The sequence below is a fragment of the Actinomycetota bacterium genome, from assembly GCA_014360655.1.
Lineage (GTDB): Bacteria > Actinomycetota > Geothermincolia > Geothermincolales > RBG-13-55-18 > JACIXC01.
This window is the reverse complement of the sequence record JACIXC010000009.1, coordinates 1-17500: the sequence shown is the minus strand read 5'-3', so window position 1 is coordinate 17500 and position 17500 is coordinate 1. Positions and strand designations below refer to the sequence as shown.

Annotated in this window: 15 protein-coding genes; 8 read left to right on the top strand and 7 right to left on the bottom strand. The window is 65.2% G+C overall.

Annotated features, from left to right (window positions below; translation table 11 throughout):
• Positions 1–34: 34 nt before the first annotated feature.
• Genes H5T73_07515 through H5T73_07505 form a run of 3 tightly spaced genes read left to right on the top strand, consistent with a single transcriptional unit; the run spans position 35 to position 2909 of the window.
• Complete coding sequence (locus H5T73_07515) at positions 35–1105, top strand: 4Fe-4S binding protein (protein ID MBC7247610.1); 1071 nt, start codon at positions 35–37, stop codon at positions 1103–1105.
• A gap of 11 nt (positions 1106–1116) precedes the next feature.
• On the top strand, positions 1117–1791 hold the full coding sequence (locus tag H5T73_07510) for a TetR/AcrR family transcriptional regulator (GenBank protein MBC7247609.1): 675 nt from the start codon (positions 1117–1119) through the stop codon (positions 1789–1791).
• Positions 1792–1823: 32 nt separating this feature from the next.
• On the top strand, positions 1824–2909 hold the full coding sequence (locus H5T73_07505; protein ID MBC7247608.1) for a 4Fe-4S binding protein: 1086 nt from the start codon (positions 1824–1826) through the stop codon (positions 2907–2909).
• A gap of 26 nt (positions 2910–2935) precedes the next feature.
• Here H5T73_07505 and H5T73_07500 read toward each other — a convergent pair whose 3' ends face one another.
• From H5T73_07500 to H5T73_07490, 3 genes are all read right to left on the bottom strand, one after another.
• Complete coding sequence (locus H5T73_07500; GenBank protein ID MBC7247607.1) at positions 2936–4621, bottom strand: fatty acyl-AMP ligase; 1686 nt, start codon at positions 4619–4621, stop codon at positions 2936–2938.
• Between the two features lie 439 nt (positions 4622–5060).
• Positions 5061–5564, bottom strand: a complete 504-nt coding sequence (locus H5T73_07495) for an L-2-amino-thiazoline-4-carboxylic acid hydrolase (protein MBC7247606.1) — start codon at positions 5562–5564, stop codon at positions 5061–5063.
• 295 nt (positions 5565–5859) lie between these two features.
• The gene (locus tag H5T73_07490; GenBank protein MBC7247605.1) at positions 5860–6585 is read right to left on the bottom strand and encodes a DUF169 domain-containing protein; all 726 of its coding nucleotides are present in this window, start codon (positions 6583–6585) and stop codon (positions 5860–5862) included.
• A gap of 700 nt (positions 6586–7285) precedes the next feature.
• Here H5T73_07490 and H5T73_07485 point away from each other — a divergent pair.
• From H5T73_07485 to H5T73_07470, 4 genes are all read left to right on the top strand, one after another.
• Positions 7286–8134 (top strand): CbbQ/NirQ/NorQ/GpvN family protein, encoded by an 849-nt coding sequence (locus H5T73_07485; GenBank protein MBC7247604.1) that lies wholly within the window; start codon positions 7286–7288, stop codon positions 8132–8134.
• Between the two features lie 166 nt (positions 8135–8300).
• Entirely contained in the window at positions 8301–10496 is a 2196-nt protein-coding gene (locus tag H5T73_07480) for a hypothetical protein (protein MBC7247603.1), read from the top strand.
• A 209-nt stretch (positions 10497–10705) separates the two neighbouring features.
• Positions 10706–11434, top strand: coding sequence for a hypothetical protein (locus H5T73_07475; GenBank protein ID MBC7247602.1), 729 nt, complete (start codon positions 10706–10708; stop codon positions 11432–11434).
• Positions 11435–11471: 37 nt separating this feature from the next.
• The gene (locus tag H5T73_07470; protein ID MBC7247601.1) at positions 11472–12995 is read left to right on the top strand and encodes an AMP-binding protein; all 1524 of its coding nucleotides are present in this window, start codon (positions 11472–11474) and stop codon (positions 12993–12995) included.
• A 191-nt stretch (positions 12996–13186) separates the two neighbouring features.
• Here H5T73_07470 and H5T73_07465 read toward each other — a convergent pair whose 3' ends face one another.
• Positions 13187–14056, bottom strand: coding sequence for a 3-keto-5-aminohexanoate cleavage protein (locus H5T73_07465; protein ID MBC7247600.1), 870 nt, complete (start codon positions 14054–14056; stop codon positions 13187–13189).
• 258 nt (positions 14057–14314) lie between these two features.
• Positions 14315–15082 carry an enoyl-CoA hydratase/isomerase family protein gene (locus H5T73_07460; GenBank protein ID MBC7247599.1) on the bottom strand — a complete coding sequence of 256 codons (768 nt, stop codon included), beginning with the start codon at positions 15080–15082 and terminating at the stop codon, positions 14315–14317.
• Between the two features lie 240 nt (positions 15083–15322).
• Here H5T73_07460 and H5T73_07455 point away from each other — a divergent pair, with 240 nt between their 5' ends.
• Positions 15323–16138, top strand: coding sequence for an SDR family NAD(P)-dependent oxidoreductase (locus H5T73_07455; protein ID MBC7247598.1), 816 nt, complete (start codon positions 15323–15325; stop codon positions 16136–16138).
• Positions 16139–16586: 448 nt separating this feature from the next.
• On the opposite strand, the gene H5T73_07450 is transcribed toward H5T73_07455, so the two are convergent.
• Positions 16587–17201, bottom strand: coding sequence for a DUF4125 family protein (locus H5T73_07450; protein ID MBC7247597.1), 615 nt, complete (start codon positions 17199–17201; stop codon positions 16587–16589).
• Between the two features lie 157 nt (positions 17202–17358).
• A partial coding sequence (locus H5T73_07445) for a transposase (GenBank protein ID MBC7247596.1) occupies positions 17359–17500 on the bottom strand: 142 nt, incomplete at its 5' end.

Genomic DNA, 17500 nt, shown 5'->3' with positions numbered 1-17500 from the left:
GGAAAACCAGAGCGGATGATCAAAGGAGAAAGCCATGCACGAGGACAGTCACGAGAGCATCTATCATCAACTTGCCCAGCACCTGGACCGGGCCATCAACGGGGCCCCCATGTCCCCCCACCTCCTAGAGATCCTGAAGATACTCTATCCGGGGGAGGAGGCGGAGGTGGCCCTCAAGCTGGCCATCTACGAGAACAGGACCCTCTCCCAGGTGCAGGAAACACTCCCGGAGAAAGCCGACCGCCTGGAAGAGATCCTCATGAGCATGGCGAGGCGGGGCACGGTGCTCACCGTGCAGATACCCGGGCAGGAAAGGGTCTTCCGCCTGCTGCCCAGCATAGTGGGTTTCGCGGAGGTGCCCTTCCTTGACGGCGTGGACACCCCCGAGAAGCGCAGGCTTGCCGGCCTGTGGAAGGACTACATCGACGCGGAATTCGGAGAGGAGCTGGCGAGGGGCGTGCCTCTCATCAGGGTCGTCCCCGTAAGCGAGTCCCTGCGCGACGAGAGCCAGGTCCTACCCTACGACGCGCTGGCGCAGATGCTGGAGAAGGTGGATTTCTTCGCGGTGGGCCATTGCCCCTGCCGCCAGATGGCCAGGTACGTGGGCGAGGGATGCGATCATCCCACTGAGCGGTGCATGCACTTCGGCACCCTGGGACGCTACCTGGTGGAGTCGGGAAAGGCCCGTTCCCTCGACAGGGAAGAGGCCTTGCGCATGCTGCGCGACGCCACGGAGGAGGGGCTGGTGCACGTCTGCGACAACGTGAACGGGCTGCTGCACACCATCTGCAATTGCTGCCCCTGCTGCTGCGCCTTCTTCCGGGCGAAGCTCACCCGGGGGCTCCCCACCATGTCCCGCTCCAATTACGTGGCCCGGGTGGACGGGGAGACCTGCATCGGATGCGGGACCTGCGAGGAGAGATGCCCGGTGAAGGCCGTAGAGGTAGTGGAAGGAATTGCCCGGGTGGACGAGGAGACCTGCATCGGATGCGGGGTGTGCACCCCCACCTGCGAGGCGGGAGACGCCATACGCCTGTCCGTGCGCGAGCAGGCCGCCCCGCCTCCCGACCTGCAGAGCTTCATCGCGGCGCGCATGAAAGGCTGACACGGGGAGAAATGGAAACTGCTACCAGATCCTCGCCGGTCGAGGGACGGGTGTCGAAGGGCGAGCGCACGCGGCAGCGCATCGTGGGGCACGCGACCCTGCTCATCTACGCCAAGGGTTACGCGCGCACCACCATCGATGACGTCATCCAGGCGGCGGGCATCACCAAGGGGAGCTTCTATTTCCACTTCAAATCCAAGGAGGAGCTGGGATACGCGGTGATCGAGAACGCCTCCTCCTTCATCCTGGGGCGCCTGCGGGAAGCCCTCGAGCGCCGCGAGCTCACCCCCTCAGGCCGCATCGAGGCCATGCTCCGGGAGGTGCAGTCCATCGTGGAGGCGGCGGACTGCTCCCGCGGCTGCATACTGGGAAACCTGGCGCTGGAGACCAGCAACACCAACCCCGGATTCAGGGAGGCTATCGCCCGCGCCTTCCGTGACTGGTCGCGTCTCATCGCCTCCGCGCTGGAGGAGATGAAGGAAGCGGGCGAGTTGCCCCGCGACTTCGACAGCGCCGCCTACGCGGACTTCGCGGTGAGCGCGCTGGAGGGGGGGATCATGTTGAGCAAGGTTGCCATGGACCCGGGACCCATGCGCAACAGCATCTCCCTCATCCTGAAGCACTTCCAGATGCTCTCCGGGTCCCGGCCCCCCGGGGAAGCGCGCGAGGAACCCGCCGGGCGATAAGTACCATGCGATACAAGGTAGGAGGTTGGCAAATGCCAGAGAACGTCTACGAGAAGCTGCGCGAGCTCCTGGACCAGCACCCCGCGGGCTGCGTTCCGGCCCCGGAGATCATGGAGATACTGCGCACCTACTTCACCGAGGAGGAGGCCAGGGTGGCCCTGGGACTGGGCTTCCGGCCCTTCCCCGTGGAGGACGTGGCCCGCCGCGCTGGAGTGGACCCGGCGGAGGCGAAGGAGCGCCTGGAGTCCCTGGCCGACAAGGGAGTGGTCTTCGCGCGCGAGAAGGACGGGGCCTGGGGCTACGCCCTGCTGCCGGTGATGCCCGGCATCTTCGAGTTCCCCTACATGAAGGGGCTGGACGAGGAGACGCGCGCCAGGATGGATTCCCTCTGGAAGAGCTATCTCCCCAAGCTCGCCAAGGGCTTCGGTACCCCTTCCACCGCCTTCTCCCGCATCATCCCCATCCAGGAGGAGGTGGAAAGCGAGCCGGGCGTGCTCCCCTACGACAAGGTCTACGACATGATAGATGAAGCGGAGGTGGTGGGTATCGCCCGCTGTGCCTGCCGCGAGCTGGAGCAGAAATGCGATGCCCCCCGCGAGGCCTGCATGCTCTTCGACGAGACCTGCACCTACCTGGTGGAGAGGGACTTCGGCCGCTACCTGACGAAGGAGGAGATGAAGGAGAAGCTGCGCGAGTTCGACGAGGCGGGGCTGGTGCACCAGGTGAACAACGTGCAGGAGCGCCTGACATTCGTCTGCAACTGTTGCCCCTGCTGCTGCGGGTTGCTGCGCACCGCCCTGGAGTGGGGCAACCCCAACGTCTTCACCTCCTCGGGGTACGTTCCGGATTGCGACGGCGAGCTCTGCACCGGTTGCGGCATATGCGCCGACGAGAGGTGCCCGGTGGGAGCCCTGAGCATCGTCGAGGATATGGCGGCGGTGGACGGGGAACGCTGCATCGGCTGCGGGCTCTGCGTCACCGGCTGCCCAAACCGGGCCCTGTCCCTGCGCAAGAGGGAGGATGCGGTGGTGCCGCCCCGGAACATGACGGAAATGGGCCTGCGCATCCTGCAGGACATCGGCAAGCTGGATTCCTTCGTGCGCTACCTCCAGCCCTGAGGGGTCATGCCTCCGGGGCGCCGCCTTCAGTTGGCCGACACGGGCGCGCCGCTGCGCGCGACGGGCTGCAACCTCTCGCTCAGGTAAAGCTCGCGGCAGAGGAAGCGCCTCTTCTTGCCACTGGAAGTCTTTGGCAAGGTACCGGCCGGCACCAGCACCACCTCGCGTACGGGCACCCCTATGGTTTCCCGCACCACCGAGGACACGGCCTGTGCCGCCTCGCGGGCCGCGTGGGGGCAGGAGAGGCGCGTCTCCCCCACCAGCACCAGGCGCTCGCGTCCGCGGGAGGTGGTGATGCCGAAGGCCACCGCGTTGCCCTTGCGCACGCCCTCCACGCGCTCGGCGCAGCGCTCCACGTCCTCGGGAAAGAGGTTGCGCCCCCCGATGATCACCATGTCCTTGATGCGACCCACCAGGTGCAGCTGCCCATCCGCCAGGTAGCCGAGGTCGCCGGTATGCAGCCAGCCGCCGCGCAGCGTCTCCGCCGTGGCCGCCGCGTCGCCCCAGTATCCCTGCATGAGGGAGGCGCCGCGCACGCACACCTCCCCCACCTCGCGCTCCCCGGCGGGGGACCCGTCGTCGCGGTTGATACGCACCTCGAGGCCGGAGAGGGGCGTGCCCAGGGAGACCAGGCCGCGCGCGTCCGCGCTCCCGGGCTCGCACGGCAGCGCCATGCACTCATCCTCGATGGCGCAGCGTGACACGTAGTCCACACGGTATCTGCTTCCGGGCTCCGGGAAGGTCACCGCAAGGGTGGCCTCCGCCAGTCCGTACACGGGATAGGGGACCTCCGGGCGCAGTCCGTAGGGAGCGCCCGCCGCCACGAAATCGTCCAGCACCGCGGGGTCTATGGGCTCGGCGCCGTTCAGGGCCAGGCGCAGGCTGGAAAGGTCCAGGCCTTCCGCCCTGCCGGAACGCAGCACGCGCGCGGAGAGGGCGAAGGCGAAGTTGGGACCGCCGGTGATGGTGGCCCGGTAATCGCTCACCGCGCGCAGCCACCGGGAGGGATCGGCCACGAAGCGCTGCGGGGACATGAGCACCAGGGTGCAGGAGGCGCTCAGCGCGGTGATGAGGAAACCGATGAGGCCCATGTCGTGGTATAGGGGCATCCAGGAGACCACCGTATCGCGGTTGCTGACGGCGAGCTTGCCGGCTATGGCCGCGGCGTTGGCCAGGATGTTCCCGTGGGTGAGGATGACACCCCGGGGCTCGCTGGTCGACCCCGAGGTGAACTGCACCAGGGCGATGTCCTCCTTTGCGGCGGGGCTTTCAGGCGCGTCCCCCTTCACCTGCAGCTCCTCCATGGCCAGCAGCCGGAAGCCCTCGCCCATCTCCTCCACCAGGGGAAGGAATTCGCCGGGCAGGGCGAGCACCTCCGCCCCGACCTTCTCCAGGCGCCTGCGGCTCTGTTCCATGAAGGAGCGGGGATCCACCGCGCGCATGGGCAGGGGGAGGGGTACCGCCACCGCCCCCATGGCCCAGCACCCCAGGAAGGTGAGCACGCTCTCGGGCGTGGTCTGGGCCATGATGCCCACGCGGTCCCCGGGCGCCACGCCCGCCTTCGTCAGCCCGCACGCGGTCCTCTTCGCGGCTGCGACCAGCTCCCGTGGACGGTAAACCCTCTCTCCCTCTTCCTCCAATATGATCAAGCCCCGCCGAGAACGGGACACGCCGGCCTCGATACCCCGCCACACGTTGTCGATTCTCCTCATAGGCTTACCTCCTTTCCCTCTGCGCCCTACGGCGCTTGCCGACATGCAAACACGCAGGATCTTCTCTCTTCTTGTCTCCGGAATCCTTGCCTGAACCGCCGGGGGATGCTGCACGCCACGCGCGCCAAGCCGCGTGCACCATCCATGCAACCCCGGCCTTTGCACCCGTAAACACGGCGGGGATGCAAGGGTTACACGTATGTTGCGGATTTTTGTGACGTTGCGGGTCTTGCGGCCCTGCGGCTTCTCGTTACGTTGCGCGCCCCTTTCCGATATCACGGGCACGGAAGCCTGCCTGCACCGGCGGGGAGGGTTGTGGGGCGGCAGCCCGTTTTTCGGGTTGTCCTCGGGTCTGTCGTGGAAGACGTTCGCCGTTTTCAGGGCGTTACGGTGCCTTGGTGGGGCGTTGTGGGGATTTGCGATGTTCTTCGGAGCAGCTTCACGCGCGCCTTTTTATTACCCACTCGCAACAGGCGTCTCCCCGGGGAAGGGAGCGGGTGATCTCGAAGTCCAGGCCGGGATCGAGGGCCTGCAGCCAGTGACGGTAGATGACCTCGTCGATGTGCTCGCAGGGGACGAGGTCATGCCGCCCCGAGTTGCGCAGGTTTTCCCACCAGGAGCAGCGCCGCACGCGGAAGAGGATCTCTCCTTCAGGCGTGACCTCTCCCTGACACTCGCTGCCGTCGATGAGGGAGATGGTCTCCAGGAGGAAGTTCACGGTGGGGAGGTCGGGAGGGTTCTTGGGATCGAGCTCGATGCCCAGCATCCTGGCCATGCGCCTGAGGATGACCAGGCCATACTTCTTCCACACCTCGAGATCGGCCTCCAGGGCTTCCTCGAACCCGTACCTGGACTCCACCTCCAGGAACCAAAGCCCGTCGATGGCGGTAAAGGCTCCCAGGCGCAGTTCCTCCAACTGCTGCGGCGTCAGTTCCACGACCATCCCTCCCGTATTCTTGCGTTTTCGCCAGCGGCGTTTATCCCCTTGCCTGAACGCGCTTTCGTTTCTTCGCCCCCGGTTTTTTCCTTTTTCTTGAAAGCGTTTTCGCCTTGTCGCCCCCAGCGTTTGTCTCTCCCGTCCCACCGCGTTTTCGCCAGCGGTTGACTTCACCCGTTATCTCTTTGCTATATTATGGAATATTTTACCACTTTGCCGCGTCAGCCCTCGCCGGGCCATGCAAGGCGCCGCTACGGCGCGGGGGCTGCATTCGCTCGAACTCCTCGCCGCCATACCCCCTTCAAGCGAGGTGCTCCTCTATCTCCCTCGGGACCTCCAGGGGCGCGTTGCCCGCCGAGCACCTCGGGACGGCGGCCACCAGGTTGGCCATTCTCTCGTAAGGCACGGTCACGAAGACCACATCCGCCGGGTATTTCTGCATGCGCCGGGCCGTCCAGTCCCCGAAGGTGACGTTGGTGCGCCCGGTGACCACGGGGTAGGCGATGGCGGCGTGGCAGAGGGCTCCCGTGAGCTCCACCCGCGGCGGAATGCCGTCCCAGTAATGGTCAAGGGTTATGAGGCGGCAGGCCTGCTCGCCGTTGCAGAGGAAGACCACCAGGTCGGGGCGGATCTCCGCCTCCTCACCCGGCCCCATGACCACCCGCTCGGAGAGCCCCGTGGGAGGCGGCGATCCCAGGGCCTGCATGCGGTGGAAGCTGACGATGGAGTGGGTGAGCTTCTCGCCCCGGGTGAGGAAGTCCTGCAGGAAGCGCCTGCGTTCCCCGGAGGGGGGCTCGGCCAGACCGCAATGCCAGGACCCCCCGGGACATGCGGAGGTTTCCCGGTCGATGATGAAGGCCTCTCCCGCCGCCGCCCGCTTGAGAGCGGAGCAGAAAGATATCCTTTCCTTCTTGACCGACTCGCCGCCCTCCACCTCGTCGTTGGTGAAGGTCACCGCCACCGGCCTGTGCTCCAGGCCCAGCAGCGCAACCAGCCCCGCCAGCTCTTCCTTCCACGCCCCTTCCATATTCCTACCTCCCTCTCGACTCACGCGCGGCACGCGCATATTATATTCCCCCTCTCTTCCCCCAGGAAGTTCCCCCTCTCTTCCCCCAGGAAGTTCCCCCCTCTTCCCCCAGGAAGTTCCCCCCTCTTTCCCCAGGAAGCGGCGCCTCTCCGTCGGATCTACCGCGGGTACAGTCCTTGCGCGGGCTCCAGCCCTCCTCGCGGAAAGCGCCTTCTCGTATAGGGGAACCTCTTAGCCGCACAAGCCCTTAGCGCACCTTCCGCCCGAGAACCCCCAACGCGTTACGAAGCACCACGAAGCGCGGATGCGTAGATTGGCGACATCCCCCTTTTCAATTGCTTTCAAGAGCTATTATCATGAGATCAATCCGACGGTTCGGAGGTGGATGGACCGTCAAGGTCCAGCGTGGGAGAGCCGCTTTAAAGCGGCTTTTCCATTATCCTAAGAATATTTTTCCATAGCCCTCGACTCACCACCAGCAAAGCGCGGCGAGGATGCTTTGTCGGTGAAATCGATCACGCTCACCAGGCACCCTTGCCCTCACGCCGCAAAGCGCGGCGAGGTCCGCCGGGCATATAGCGCCGGCCGTGCGATAACGGCGTTACGCAAACTGTTAAAATATCCTCGTGGAGTATCCTCGTGGCCGCTTTCACGCGGGAAGGCGGACGCGAGACCTGTCGGAAGCGGGAAGGGAGGCGCGATGGAGGGCGAGGAGCGTGCGGCGCACGAGATAGCCTACGAGGAGCACGTCATCGAGGAGGAGCCCTTCTACGTGCCCGTGGGCGACGAGGTGGAGGTATTCCGGGCCGCCTACCGCGCCCGCCTGCCCGTCTCCCTCAAGGGGCCCACCGGCTGCGGCAAGACCCGCTTCCTGGAGTACATGGCCTGGAAGCTGGGCAGCGAGGACGGCGAACCCCTGCCCCTGGTCACCGTGGCCTGTCACGAGGACCTCACCGCCGGGGACCTGGTGGGGCGCTACCTCCTGCACGGCGAGGAGACGGTATGGGTGGACGGCCCGCTGACGGCGGCGGTGAAGGCGGGCGCCATCTGCTACCTGGACGAGGTGGTGGAGGCGCGCAAGGACACCCTGGTGCTCATCCACCCCCTGGCCGACCACCGCCGCATGCTCCCCCTGGAGAAGAAGGGCTCCCTGGTGCGGGCCCACCCGCGCTTCCAACTGGTCATCTCCTACAACCCGGGTTACCAGAGCATGCTCAAGGACCTGAAGATCAGCACGCGCCAGCGCTTCGCGGCCATCGACTTCTCCTACCCTCCCCCCTCCCTGGAGGCGCGCATCATCGCCGGCGAGGCGGGGGTGGAGGACGGCCTGGCGCGCGACCTTGCCCTGCTGGGGGAGCGGGCCCGAAACCTGGGCGAGCGGGGCATGGACGAGGGGCCTTCCACGCGGTTGCTCATCTACGCCGCCCGCCTGGTCAGCCAGGGGGTGGAACCGCGCCGCGCCTGCGAGACGGCCCTGGTGTCGGCGGTCTCCGACGACCCGGTCATGCAACAGGCCCTGCGGGACCTGGTGGCGGCGGTCTTCCCTTGAGATGATCTCCGGGTAAGCCCATGATGCCTGCAGCGGTGATGCGTGACGGCCCGGTAAGATATGGGATTATCTGGAAGAGAGCATGTTCAGCCTGTCGAGGCCGCATGAAGGCCATGCGGCCGGCCACTTCCGGGAGGTCCCGGAACATGCGTGAAGGGAGCGCGCCTTGACCTCTCCCCTCAACCTGGCCCTCTACGCGACGGACATCTTGCACGGGTCCGTCCCGGAGCAGGAAGGTGCCGTCCCGGACATGATCCTCCCCACCCCGTCCCGCGGTCACGTCGTTCCTCACCAGGTCCTGTACACGCCAGGCCGAGGCGACGACGCCGGCGTGAGCGTCGGGAAAGAGGGTGCAGGCCGCGCTCGCGACGGGAAAGCAGGACCACGCCACGTACCCGGCGGGGAAACGGACCCGCGCCGCGCGCCGTGTGAAACGGGCGCCGGCGTCACTTACGAGGCGGCGCGCGCCCCGCTCTCCCTCTTCGGTAAGGGCATCTGCGCGAAGTACCTCCAGGCCAAACCCCTGCACGATGCGCCGCCGCTCCTGGCCAACCCCTGGAGGCCCTTCCCCTTCAGCAACGGGCGGGAGATCTTCCTGCCGGCGCTGGTGCGCGTCTTCGACGCGCGTGCCGAGAACCGGGCCGTTTACCGTCTTTACGCCGCCGCGCAGGCGGGCCAGTGGGAGTCCGGCACCTTCCAGCGCCCCGCCCTCGAGGACGCCTCCATGCCGCATCGCGGGCACCCATGGCTGGGAAGCAGCGACCCCATGGCCTTCCTCCGCCATTTCCTGGGAAGTTTTTCCATACCGGTGCTGGCCGCCGACATCTTCCTCACCCTCGAAACGACCCGCGTGCTCTCCTTCCTCGCCGCACGTTACCGCGGCCTGGCGGAGGATCTCTCCTGGTTCCTGCCGCGCCTGCGCACCACCCTGGAACCCATCGACCACCGCTGCATGCTCTGGAACCTCTTTTTCGACCTCCTCGCCCCCCTGGGAGGACCCGTGGGCGGCGGCTATCCCCGCGAGCTCGCGGAAGCCTCCCGGCGGGCGGCGCTTCCCGGCGCATCCCTGCGTGATTCCCTTGCCGCCACCCTGGCCGCATACCGCGTCCTCCTCGCCTGGGCAGAAAGGGCTCCCGGGGAAGGCGTTTCCCTGGACCTGGATGCGGCCTTCCTCGCCGACGACCTCCTCCGCGGTCCCGGAGAGCGCGCGGCCCGGCGCGGGGAGGCGGGCAGGGAGAAGGGCGGCGAGGGGACCCCGCCCGGGCTCGAGGAGCTCTTACGGCTGGACTTCCGCGCCATGTCCATCCCCATGGGAGCGGGTGAGTTCCTGCGGGAGGACGTGCTGGGCGAGAGGCTGGGAACGGAGGAAGGACATGACGCGCGCGCCGGGCACGGGGCAGCGGGGCGCGAAGCCCGCGCGGAAAAGCCCGGGGAGGACGAGGAGAGGCGCGTGCGCTACCCGGAATGGGATTACCTTTCCGCTTGCTACCGCCCCGCCTGGGCGACCCTCTACCAGTTGCGGGCGCGGGAAGGCGACGAGGACGCCGCCCGCCGCCTGCTGGAGAGGTGGGATGAAGTGGTCCAGGAGGTGACCCGTCAGTTCCGCCTGCTGCGTTACCAGGAGCGCACCTGGAGGAAAAAACTGGAATGGGGGGAGGAGATCGACATCCAGGAGGCGGTGGAGAGGACGGTGGCCCTGCGCTGCGGCCTCCCCCCTTCCGAGAAGCTGTACATGGAGAAGCGGCGCGTCACGCGCGAGGTGAGCGCCCTCTTCCTGGTGGACCTCTCCGCCTCCACCTCCTCCGAGATAAAGGAAGGGGCGCACGCCGGAGAGACCGTCCTGCAGGTGCTGCTGGCCAGCGTGGCCATCATGGCCAGCGCCCTGGAGCAACTTGGGGACCGCTACTCCATCTGCGGGTTCTCGGGTTACGGCAGGGACCGGGTGGAGTTCCTGCGCCTGAAATCCTTCGACGAGCCCCTGGACGCGGGCGCCTGGAAGCGGCTGGGGAGCCTGAAGCCCATGAAGAGCACGCGCATGGGCACCGCCGTCCGCCACGCCCACCGCCTGCTGGACTCGGAGACCTCCTCGCTGAAGCTGCTGCTCCTGCTCTCCGACGGCTATCCCCAGGACCACGACTACGGGGAGGACCGCACCGACCGCGAGTACGGCCTGCGGGACACCGCGCAGGCGCTGCGGGAGGCCGAGGCGGGTCACATCGTCCCCTTCTGCGTCACCGTCGACGCCGCCGGCCACGATTACCTGCGCCGCATGTTCCCTCCCCACGGCTATCTGGTGGTGCGGAGCGTGGAGGACCTCCCCCGCGAGCTCCCCAAGGTCTACCTCCACCTCCGCGGAGCCTGACCCTGCGTCCCCGACATGCGTTTACCCGCTTTTCGCCTGTTCCATTGCACGTCAACCTCCCGGACAGAATCACCCGACAGACGCATGCTTGCGTTCACCTGCTTTTCGCCCGTTCCATTGCACGGCCGACCACCAGCTATTACTATTTAAACAGCCATATTGCCGGCCAGTAAGGACGGGAAAGCGACGGGCAAGGGGAGATGGAACGGATGGAACGGGAGCAAGAACCCGCGGAAAAGCAAGCCCGGTATATCCTCGTAAACGACATCGAGGAAAAGTTGTTGGGCGGCTGCGCGAGGACCTTCCGGAAAGACCTTCTGCGGAGCGAAAATCTCGAGATCGGCCAGACCGTCATAAAAGGGAGCGGCGACGCGGAGGAATACGGCATCAGCGACGTGAGCAGGATGGAGTATGTCCTGGACGGGGAAGCGACCCTCAGGCAGGGCGGGACCGAAACGGGTATCGGCAAGGGTGACCTCCTCATCATACCTCCCGGCACGGCCTGGGGGCCCGGGCTTAGCGTGACCTCCGACCGGCTGACGTTGCTCGACATCGCACCTCGCATCGGGAAAGAGGACACCGCCCCTTCCGCGCAGGGCGAGCGCGACAAGAGCGTGGGCGGCGTTCGCGTCGTCAAACCCGGGGACATCCCGACCTACCCTCCCGCTGGGCATCACAGGACGACGAACCGCTGCCTCTTCATGGACGAAAGCGTGGAGATCATCGAGGGGTTGATCGAGAGCGGCGGCGGGGCGGAAAGGCATTCCCACAGCAGGCACGAGCAGATGCTGTACGTGCTGGAGGGGAGCGACAACCCCCTGCTTATCTATTACCCCAGGGGCACGCCGCACGGGACGGCAGGGGGGATCACGACGCGCCTGAAGCTTCTGGTCATCTATTCCCCGCCCCTGGGCGAGTCGCGCAACGCCTTGGGCTGACCGCACGCGCCCGCCGCGGCCGTCGAAGGAAGTCCACATGGATCTTTTGCACGAAAAGCTGTTCAAGGCGGCGGACAGGTACGGCGACCGGGTCGCGATCTGCAGCAGGAGCGAGGAGATCTCCTTCGCGCGCTTCGCCGACCGCGTCCGTTATCTTGCCGGCGCCCTGGAATCCCTGGGCTTCGCAAAGGGCGAAAGGATATCCATACTCTCCAAGAACCGCATGGACTACCTCACCTATCACTTCGCGACGTCACTCGTGGGGGTGATCCTGCACGTCATGAACACCCGCCTGGTCGTCCCGGAATGGCTGTGGGCCATGAACGACGCCGAGACGAGCGCCCTGGTGGTGGACGAGACACATGCAGCCGTGATTCCGGAGCTCAGGTCGGGCTGCCCCAGCCTGCGCGCCGTCCTGGGGATAGGGAACGTGGACGGCACCGATCTTGCCACCGACCAGCTGGTGGAAGACAGGAGGGAGGTCCGGAAACCGCCGCGTATCGAACCGGACCATCCCGTGCTCCTCATCTACACAAGCGGGACCACGGGGCAGCCGAAGGGCTGCCTGCAGAACCAAATAGGGTCGAGCACCGTCGACGACCTGACGGCGGACGCCATGGAGGTGACCGAGAAAGACGTGTACATGGCGATCATGCCCTTCTTTCACCAGGCCGGGATGATAAGGTCGCGGGCCACCATGATAAGGGGCGGGGCCAACGTGGTGCCCGAAGCGCTGACCATCGAGGAGATCGCCGACCTGATGGTCGAGAAAAAGGTGACCATCACCATGCTGGTCTCCGCGGGACAGGGTCTGGTGCTGGTGGACAAGGCCGTGAACAAGGGCATGGACTTCTCCCCGCTGCGCCTGATCGTGAGCGGCGGCGGCATGGGGCCGCGGACCATGCAACTGCTCAAGGTTCTCTGCGACACGCTGCAGTGCGATTTCATGGGCATATGGGGGCAGACGGAGTGTACCGGACCGGTGACGGTCGTGAAGGGAGACGTCGCCTTCGCAAACCCGTACACCTGCGGCAAGCCGATGGAGGGGATAGAGCTGGAGATCTGGGATGAAGAGAACAGGCGGCTCCCCACCGGCGCGACGGGCGAGATCATGGTCCGCTCGAAGATGACCGCCCGCTACTGGAACAACCCGGGCGCCAACGAAGCCCTGTACACGGGAGAGTGGCTTCACACCGGCGACCTGGGGAGGCTGGACGAGGACGGTTATCTCTACTTCGTGGACAGGAAGAAGGACCTCATCAAGACCGGCGGGGAGAACGTCTATCCCCAGGAGGTCGAAAGCGTCCTCGCGCAGCATCCCGCCATCGCCGAGGTCACGGTGATCGGACTGCCCGACCCGGAGTGGGGAGAGGCTGTCACCGCGGTGATCGTCCTGAAGGAGGGACAGGACATCTCCACGGAAGAGGTGAGGGACTTCTGCCGGGGAAAGATCGCCGGCTACAAGATACCGAAGGCGATCAGGCTCGTGGACGCCATACCCAAGAACGAAACCGGCAAGGTGATAAAGCGCGAGCTGAGGGAGCGCTTCCAGGGTGAGTAGGCGCGTCCTGGTCGGTAGGGCCAGGGTGCCCTGCGCCCGCATAGGCGTGAGTTGAGGGTGCGTTTCGTGGGAAGAGGCTTGGCCATGCGCCCGGGGAGGGTAAACGTGGTTTCTCGTTCCGCGGGGCGTTGTGGGTCGCCGCGCGTCTCCGCGTATCGCCGCTTGCCGCCCCCTGCCGGAAGCCCTCACTTCTACCTGAGACCGAGGATCTCTCTCGCCTCCTCCGCCGAGGCCACGACCCGGCCGGCTTCCTCGACTATCCTTACCAGCGCTTCGACCAGTTGTCCGTTGTCCCGGGCAGGTTCACCGTTGGGGAGGTAAAAGGTATCCTCGAGGCCGGTGCGCACGTTGCCCCCCAGTTCCGCCGCCCTGCGATGGACTTCCCATACCTTCTCGATATGCGGACCCGTGGCGATGGTCTGCCATACAGCGTCCCCGGGCAATTCGTCCAGCAGTATGGGCAGAAGGTCCGCCCTGGCCGGCATCCCACTCTCCACCCCCATGACCAGGGAAACGTGAGGAACCCCCGTGAACATGCCCGTGGACCGGAACATCCCGATGCACCTCACCATGCCGGTATCGAAGCACTCGAACTCGGGGACGATGCCGTTCGCCTGCATGACCTCCAGGAATCCCCGGATCTTTGGGACGGGATTGTCAAAGTGTATGGGGGGCCACGCCCACGAGCCGTCCTTGCGCGTCTTCAGGTAGTTGAGAGACCCGGCGTTCAGGGCCGCCATCTCCGGCTTGAAGGCCTGCAGGCACGCGAGGGGGCCGGAGATGTCCTCCCCCACGATGCCCGTGCTCATGTTGACAATCATCTCGGGCACGCGTTCCCTTATGGCGGCCAGGATTTCGCCGACCGGCTTGAGCTCCCACGTGGGCAACCAGCCAAGCCCCTCTTCCTGCGAGCGGAAATGGCAGTGGACCACGGTCGCCCCCGCATTGTACGCCTGCTCCGCCGCGTCCGCCATCTGCTCAGGCGTGACAGGAACCTTGAACTTCTCAGGGTTGGTGAGCACCCCGGTGATCGCCGCTCCGATGACTATCTTGTCCTTCACGCCCATCTACAACCTCCGTGACGGCAATGCTTTCCCGTGAGTCGCAACCGGTGAAGCGAGGCCTGTAAGCGACAGTCCGTGGGTCGTGAGCCTTGAGATGCTGTCCGGTATTCCTTTGCGAGTCCTCCCATCGGGCGTTTCTGCCTCCCCCCTTGAATATTTCGTTGCCGGGGTGAAGCACATCGTCTCCCTCACATCTGGCTCCCCGGCATCCGTCTCCCCGGCATCCGTCTCCCCGGCATCCGCTTCAAAGCTTCTCTACCTCCCCCTGAACTTGGGGTCGCGTTTCTGCAGGAACGCCGCGATCCCCTCCATGGCGTCTTCGGTCGAAGCCACCTCGATGAGCTTTTCGGAGAGATAATCGAGCGCCTGCTCGAACGGCATATCGGCCATGGCATAGAGGGCTGTTTTTCCTATCCTCATGCCGATGGGGCTCTTCGAGACCAGGATCTTGAGCACGCCGGAAACCTCTTCGTCCAGCGCAGCGGCGGGGACCACGCGGGTCACGAGACCGATTTCCAGCGCCTCCTCGGCGGTCAGCTTCTCGCCCAGAAGCATCATCTCCATGGCTTTCCTGCGCGGAATACTCCTGAATATCAGGGCCCCGACCATCATGGGGAAAAGGCCGACGTTCACCTCGGGAGTCCCGAATCTCGCGTGCTCAGCAGCGATGGCGATATCGCAAGCGAGCATCAGCCCCATGCCGCCCGCCAGGCAGTCGCCGTTTACCCGCGCCACGGTAGGTTTCGCGTACCCAGCGATGCGTTTCAAAAGGTCGGCGTAGCCTCCGGCCATGTCCTTCCCGCCGCCACCGTCGCCGCTCAGGTCGGCGCCCGAACAGAAAGCCCTGTCCCCGGAACCGGTGATGCAAACGGCCCTGACCTCGTCGTCGCTTTCTACCATTTCCAGATATTTCATGAGCAAAGCGACCGCATCGCCGCCGATGGAGTTGCGCTTCCGTTCCCGGTTTATGACGATGTATGCGACGTTGTCCCTCACTTCGTAAATCACATCCGCATCTATCATCTCGAGAACCTCCTTGGCGGGAAACCGGTGCCACTGACCATTATATAATCAAACCATCCGCACGCCCCGTATGCGCGGCCAATATCCCCCTCGGCGCCTCAAGAGGTACCCTGGCGTGTATCGGTCACCAGCTCACCGGACATCTGCCCCTCTGATAACGTAGTAAGGGTGGGGTTTGTGGAAGAGCGATCCTCAAGGTACACTTGCGGTAAGAAAAGCGATGGGGGGAAGGGGATAAATATGAAGGATCTCAATGGGAAGGTGGTGCTCATCACCGGCGCGGCTCGGGGGATGGGCAGACTGCAAGCCATGAACTTCGCCCGCGAGGGGGCGCGCGTGGCCATCACCGACATCGACGCCGCGGAGCTGGAGAAGACCGCCGGCGAGATGCGCGACGCGGGGTACGACGTCCACCATTACCTCCTGGACATCTCCGACCGCGAAGCATGCTTCCGCGTGGTCGAGCAGGTGGAGTCGGAGCTGGGCCCCATCGACGTGCTCGTAAACAACGCCGCCGTGGCGATGAACGAGACGGTGCTGGACACCCCCGAGGAGCACTACCGTCGCATCACCGACGTCAACTACCTAGGGCAAGTCTGGATGATGCAGGCGGCGGTGCCGGGCATGGTGCGGCGCGGCTGCGGCCACTTGGTCAACATGTGTTCCGTCGCCGGCAAGGTGGCGGCCCCTTTCCTGGGACCCTACTGCGCCACCAAGTTCGCCCTCATCGGCATCACCGACTGCATACGCCAGGAGCTGCGCGGTAGCGGGGTCAACTTCACCATCGTCAACCCCGGTTACATCGCTACGGGGATGTTCGAGGGCTCCAAGCCGCCCATACTCACCGGCTGGGTGGACCCCCAGAAAGTGGCGGACACCGTCGTCGACGCGGTGAAGAAGAACAAGGCGGAGATCTTCGTGCCGCGGGCGATAATGCGGCTTACCGCCTTCGTGCGCGGCCTCGGGCTGCCCAAGATGACGGATTTTCTTTTCGGCATCGTGGGCCTGGGGAAGAGCTTCGCCGGCATGCAGAAGGACCGCGGGCGTCCCTTCTGAGCGATTCCGGTATGGGGGGCATGTGGTCAGGGCATTAATCGTGCCCTGGGTTGTAAGGCGGAGGAGATCGCTTCGTCGCTCCGCTCCTCGCGATGACGTTTTCCGGGGGGTTTTCGTGATGACGTTCTCCCGGACGCTCCTTGCGATCACGTTTCCCGGGGAATCTTCGCGCTAATGTTCTTCAGAGGCTTAGCGCGCTGACGTTTCCGGGCGGGTTTTGCGCTGACGGTTCGTGGGATGCTCCTCGCAAGTACGTTTCCCGGGGGCTTTTCGTGATGACGTTCTCCCGTACGGTCCTCGCGATTACGTTTCCCAGGGGCTCCTCACGATGGCGCCTACGGAATTTTTTCGCGCCGACTTTTTCGTTTCTCGCGCAATGGCACCTGGAAGAAACTGCCGGGGTGCAGGTAGCCGGCTGGCGCTGCCGGTTATGGGCCGCCATGCACGCTCAGGTACAGGCGGCGGCTCCGGCACTCATGCCTCCCCCGCTCGACGACAGGAGGTTTCTCCAGTCCACGGGCGGGTCCCCCGACATGGCCTGCATGTAGCGCACGGCGAGGGCGACGCGGTTCTCGCGGCGGGCGGCCATGTTCAGGGTGTCCGAGTAGTAATAATCCAGGGTGCGCGAGGAATAGGTTTGCAGCTCGCAGCGGGAGTAGGTCTCGGAGGAGACCACGCCGGACGCGTCCTCGCTGGCATGGATGGGCCTCACCAGGGTGGCCCCCGGGTTGTTGCGCAGGAATTCCTCGGCCCACTCGCATTCCTTGCGCACTATGCGGTTGATGATGTTGTCGTGTTCCGGGTTGGGAGGGTTGATGAGCCCCTGCATGAGAGCGTACTTCTCGGTCATGAGGTTGCGTCCCGCGCTCTTGGCCATCTTGAGGTCGAGAAGGTAGCTGGCCAGGGTGGCGTCCGACCAGGTCAGGAAGCCCGCGATGCGTACGATGCGGAAGGTCTCCTCGTCCTCCTGGCAGACGGCGCTCCTCTCCTCCGCCGGCACGGCACGGAACATCTCCCATTCCAGCTCGATTATCTGCGTGATGAGCTCTTCCCTTCTTTCCATTATCTTCCTCCTCGTGCAACGGGAAAACGGCTCTTCGCAAAGGACTGGGGGTATCGCCCGCCCCTCTGCCGTCATCCTTGCCATCAACAGCCGGCCTCAGCCACAGGCATATGATATCCCAACAGCGCGCACCCCTCAAGCCGGTTGTGCTGGTTCACTACATGGTGAACACTCCATCCCTATCCTTGCTCTCCTCCATCCACGCCTTCAGGAACTCCATGGGGGTGAGATAACCCAGGCTCTGGTGTGGTCTCACGTAATTGTACACGTAATTCCATCTGCAAAGGATCTCGTTGAGC

What these genes read in the sequence shown, in the direction of transcription:
- H5T73_07515 (MBC7247610.1), top strand. Translation starts at nt 35, where the DNA reads ATGCACGAGGACAGTCACGAGAGCATCTATCATCAACTTGCCCAGCAC.
- H5T73_07510 (MBC7247609.1), top strand. Translation starts at nt 1,117, where the DNA reads ATGGAAACTGCTACCAGATCCTCGCCGGTCGAGGGACGGGTGTCGAAG.
- H5T73_07505 (MBC7247608.1), top strand. Translation starts at nt 1,824, where the DNA reads ATGCCAGAGAACGTCTACGAGAAGCTGCGCGAGCTCCTGGACCAGCAC.
- H5T73_07500 (MBC7247607.1), bottom strand. Translation starts at nt 4,621, where the DNA reads ATGAGGAGAATCGACAACGTGTGGCGGGGTATCGAGGCCGGCGTGTCC.
- H5T73_07495 (MBC7247606.1), bottom strand. Translation starts at nt 5,564, where the DNA reads ATGGTCGTGGAACTGACGCCGCAGCAGTTGGAGGAACTGCGCCTGGGA.
- H5T73_07490 (MBC7247605.1), bottom strand. Translation starts at nt 6,585, where the DNA reads ATGGAAGGGGCGTGGAAGGAAGAGCTGGCGGGGCTGGTTGCGCTGCTG.
- H5T73_07485 (MBC7247604.1), top strand. Translation starts at nt 7,286, where the DNA reads ATGGAGGGCGAGGAGCGTGCGGCGCACGAGATAGCCTACGAGGAGCAC.
- H5T73_07475 (MBC7247602.1), top strand. Translation starts at nt 10,706, where the DNA reads ATGGAACGGGAGCAAGAACCCGCGGAAAAGCAAGCCCGGTATATCCTC.
- H5T73_07470 (MBC7247601.1), top strand. Translation starts at nt 11,472, where the DNA reads ATGGATCTTTTGCACGAAAAGCTGTTCAAGGCGGCGGACAGGTACGGC.
- H5T73_07460 (MBC7247599.1), bottom strand. Translation starts at nt 15,082, where the DNA reads ATGATAGATGCGGATGTGATTTACGAAGTGAGGGACAACGTCGCATAC.
- H5T73_07455 (MBC7247598.1), top strand. Translation starts at nt 15,323, where the DNA reads ATGAAGGATCTCAATGGGAAGGTGGTGCTCATCACCGGCGCGGCTCGG.
- H5T73_07450 (MBC7247597.1), bottom strand. Translation starts at nt 17,201, where the DNA reads ATGGAAAGAAGGGAAGAGCTCATCACGCAGATAATCGAGCTGGAATGG.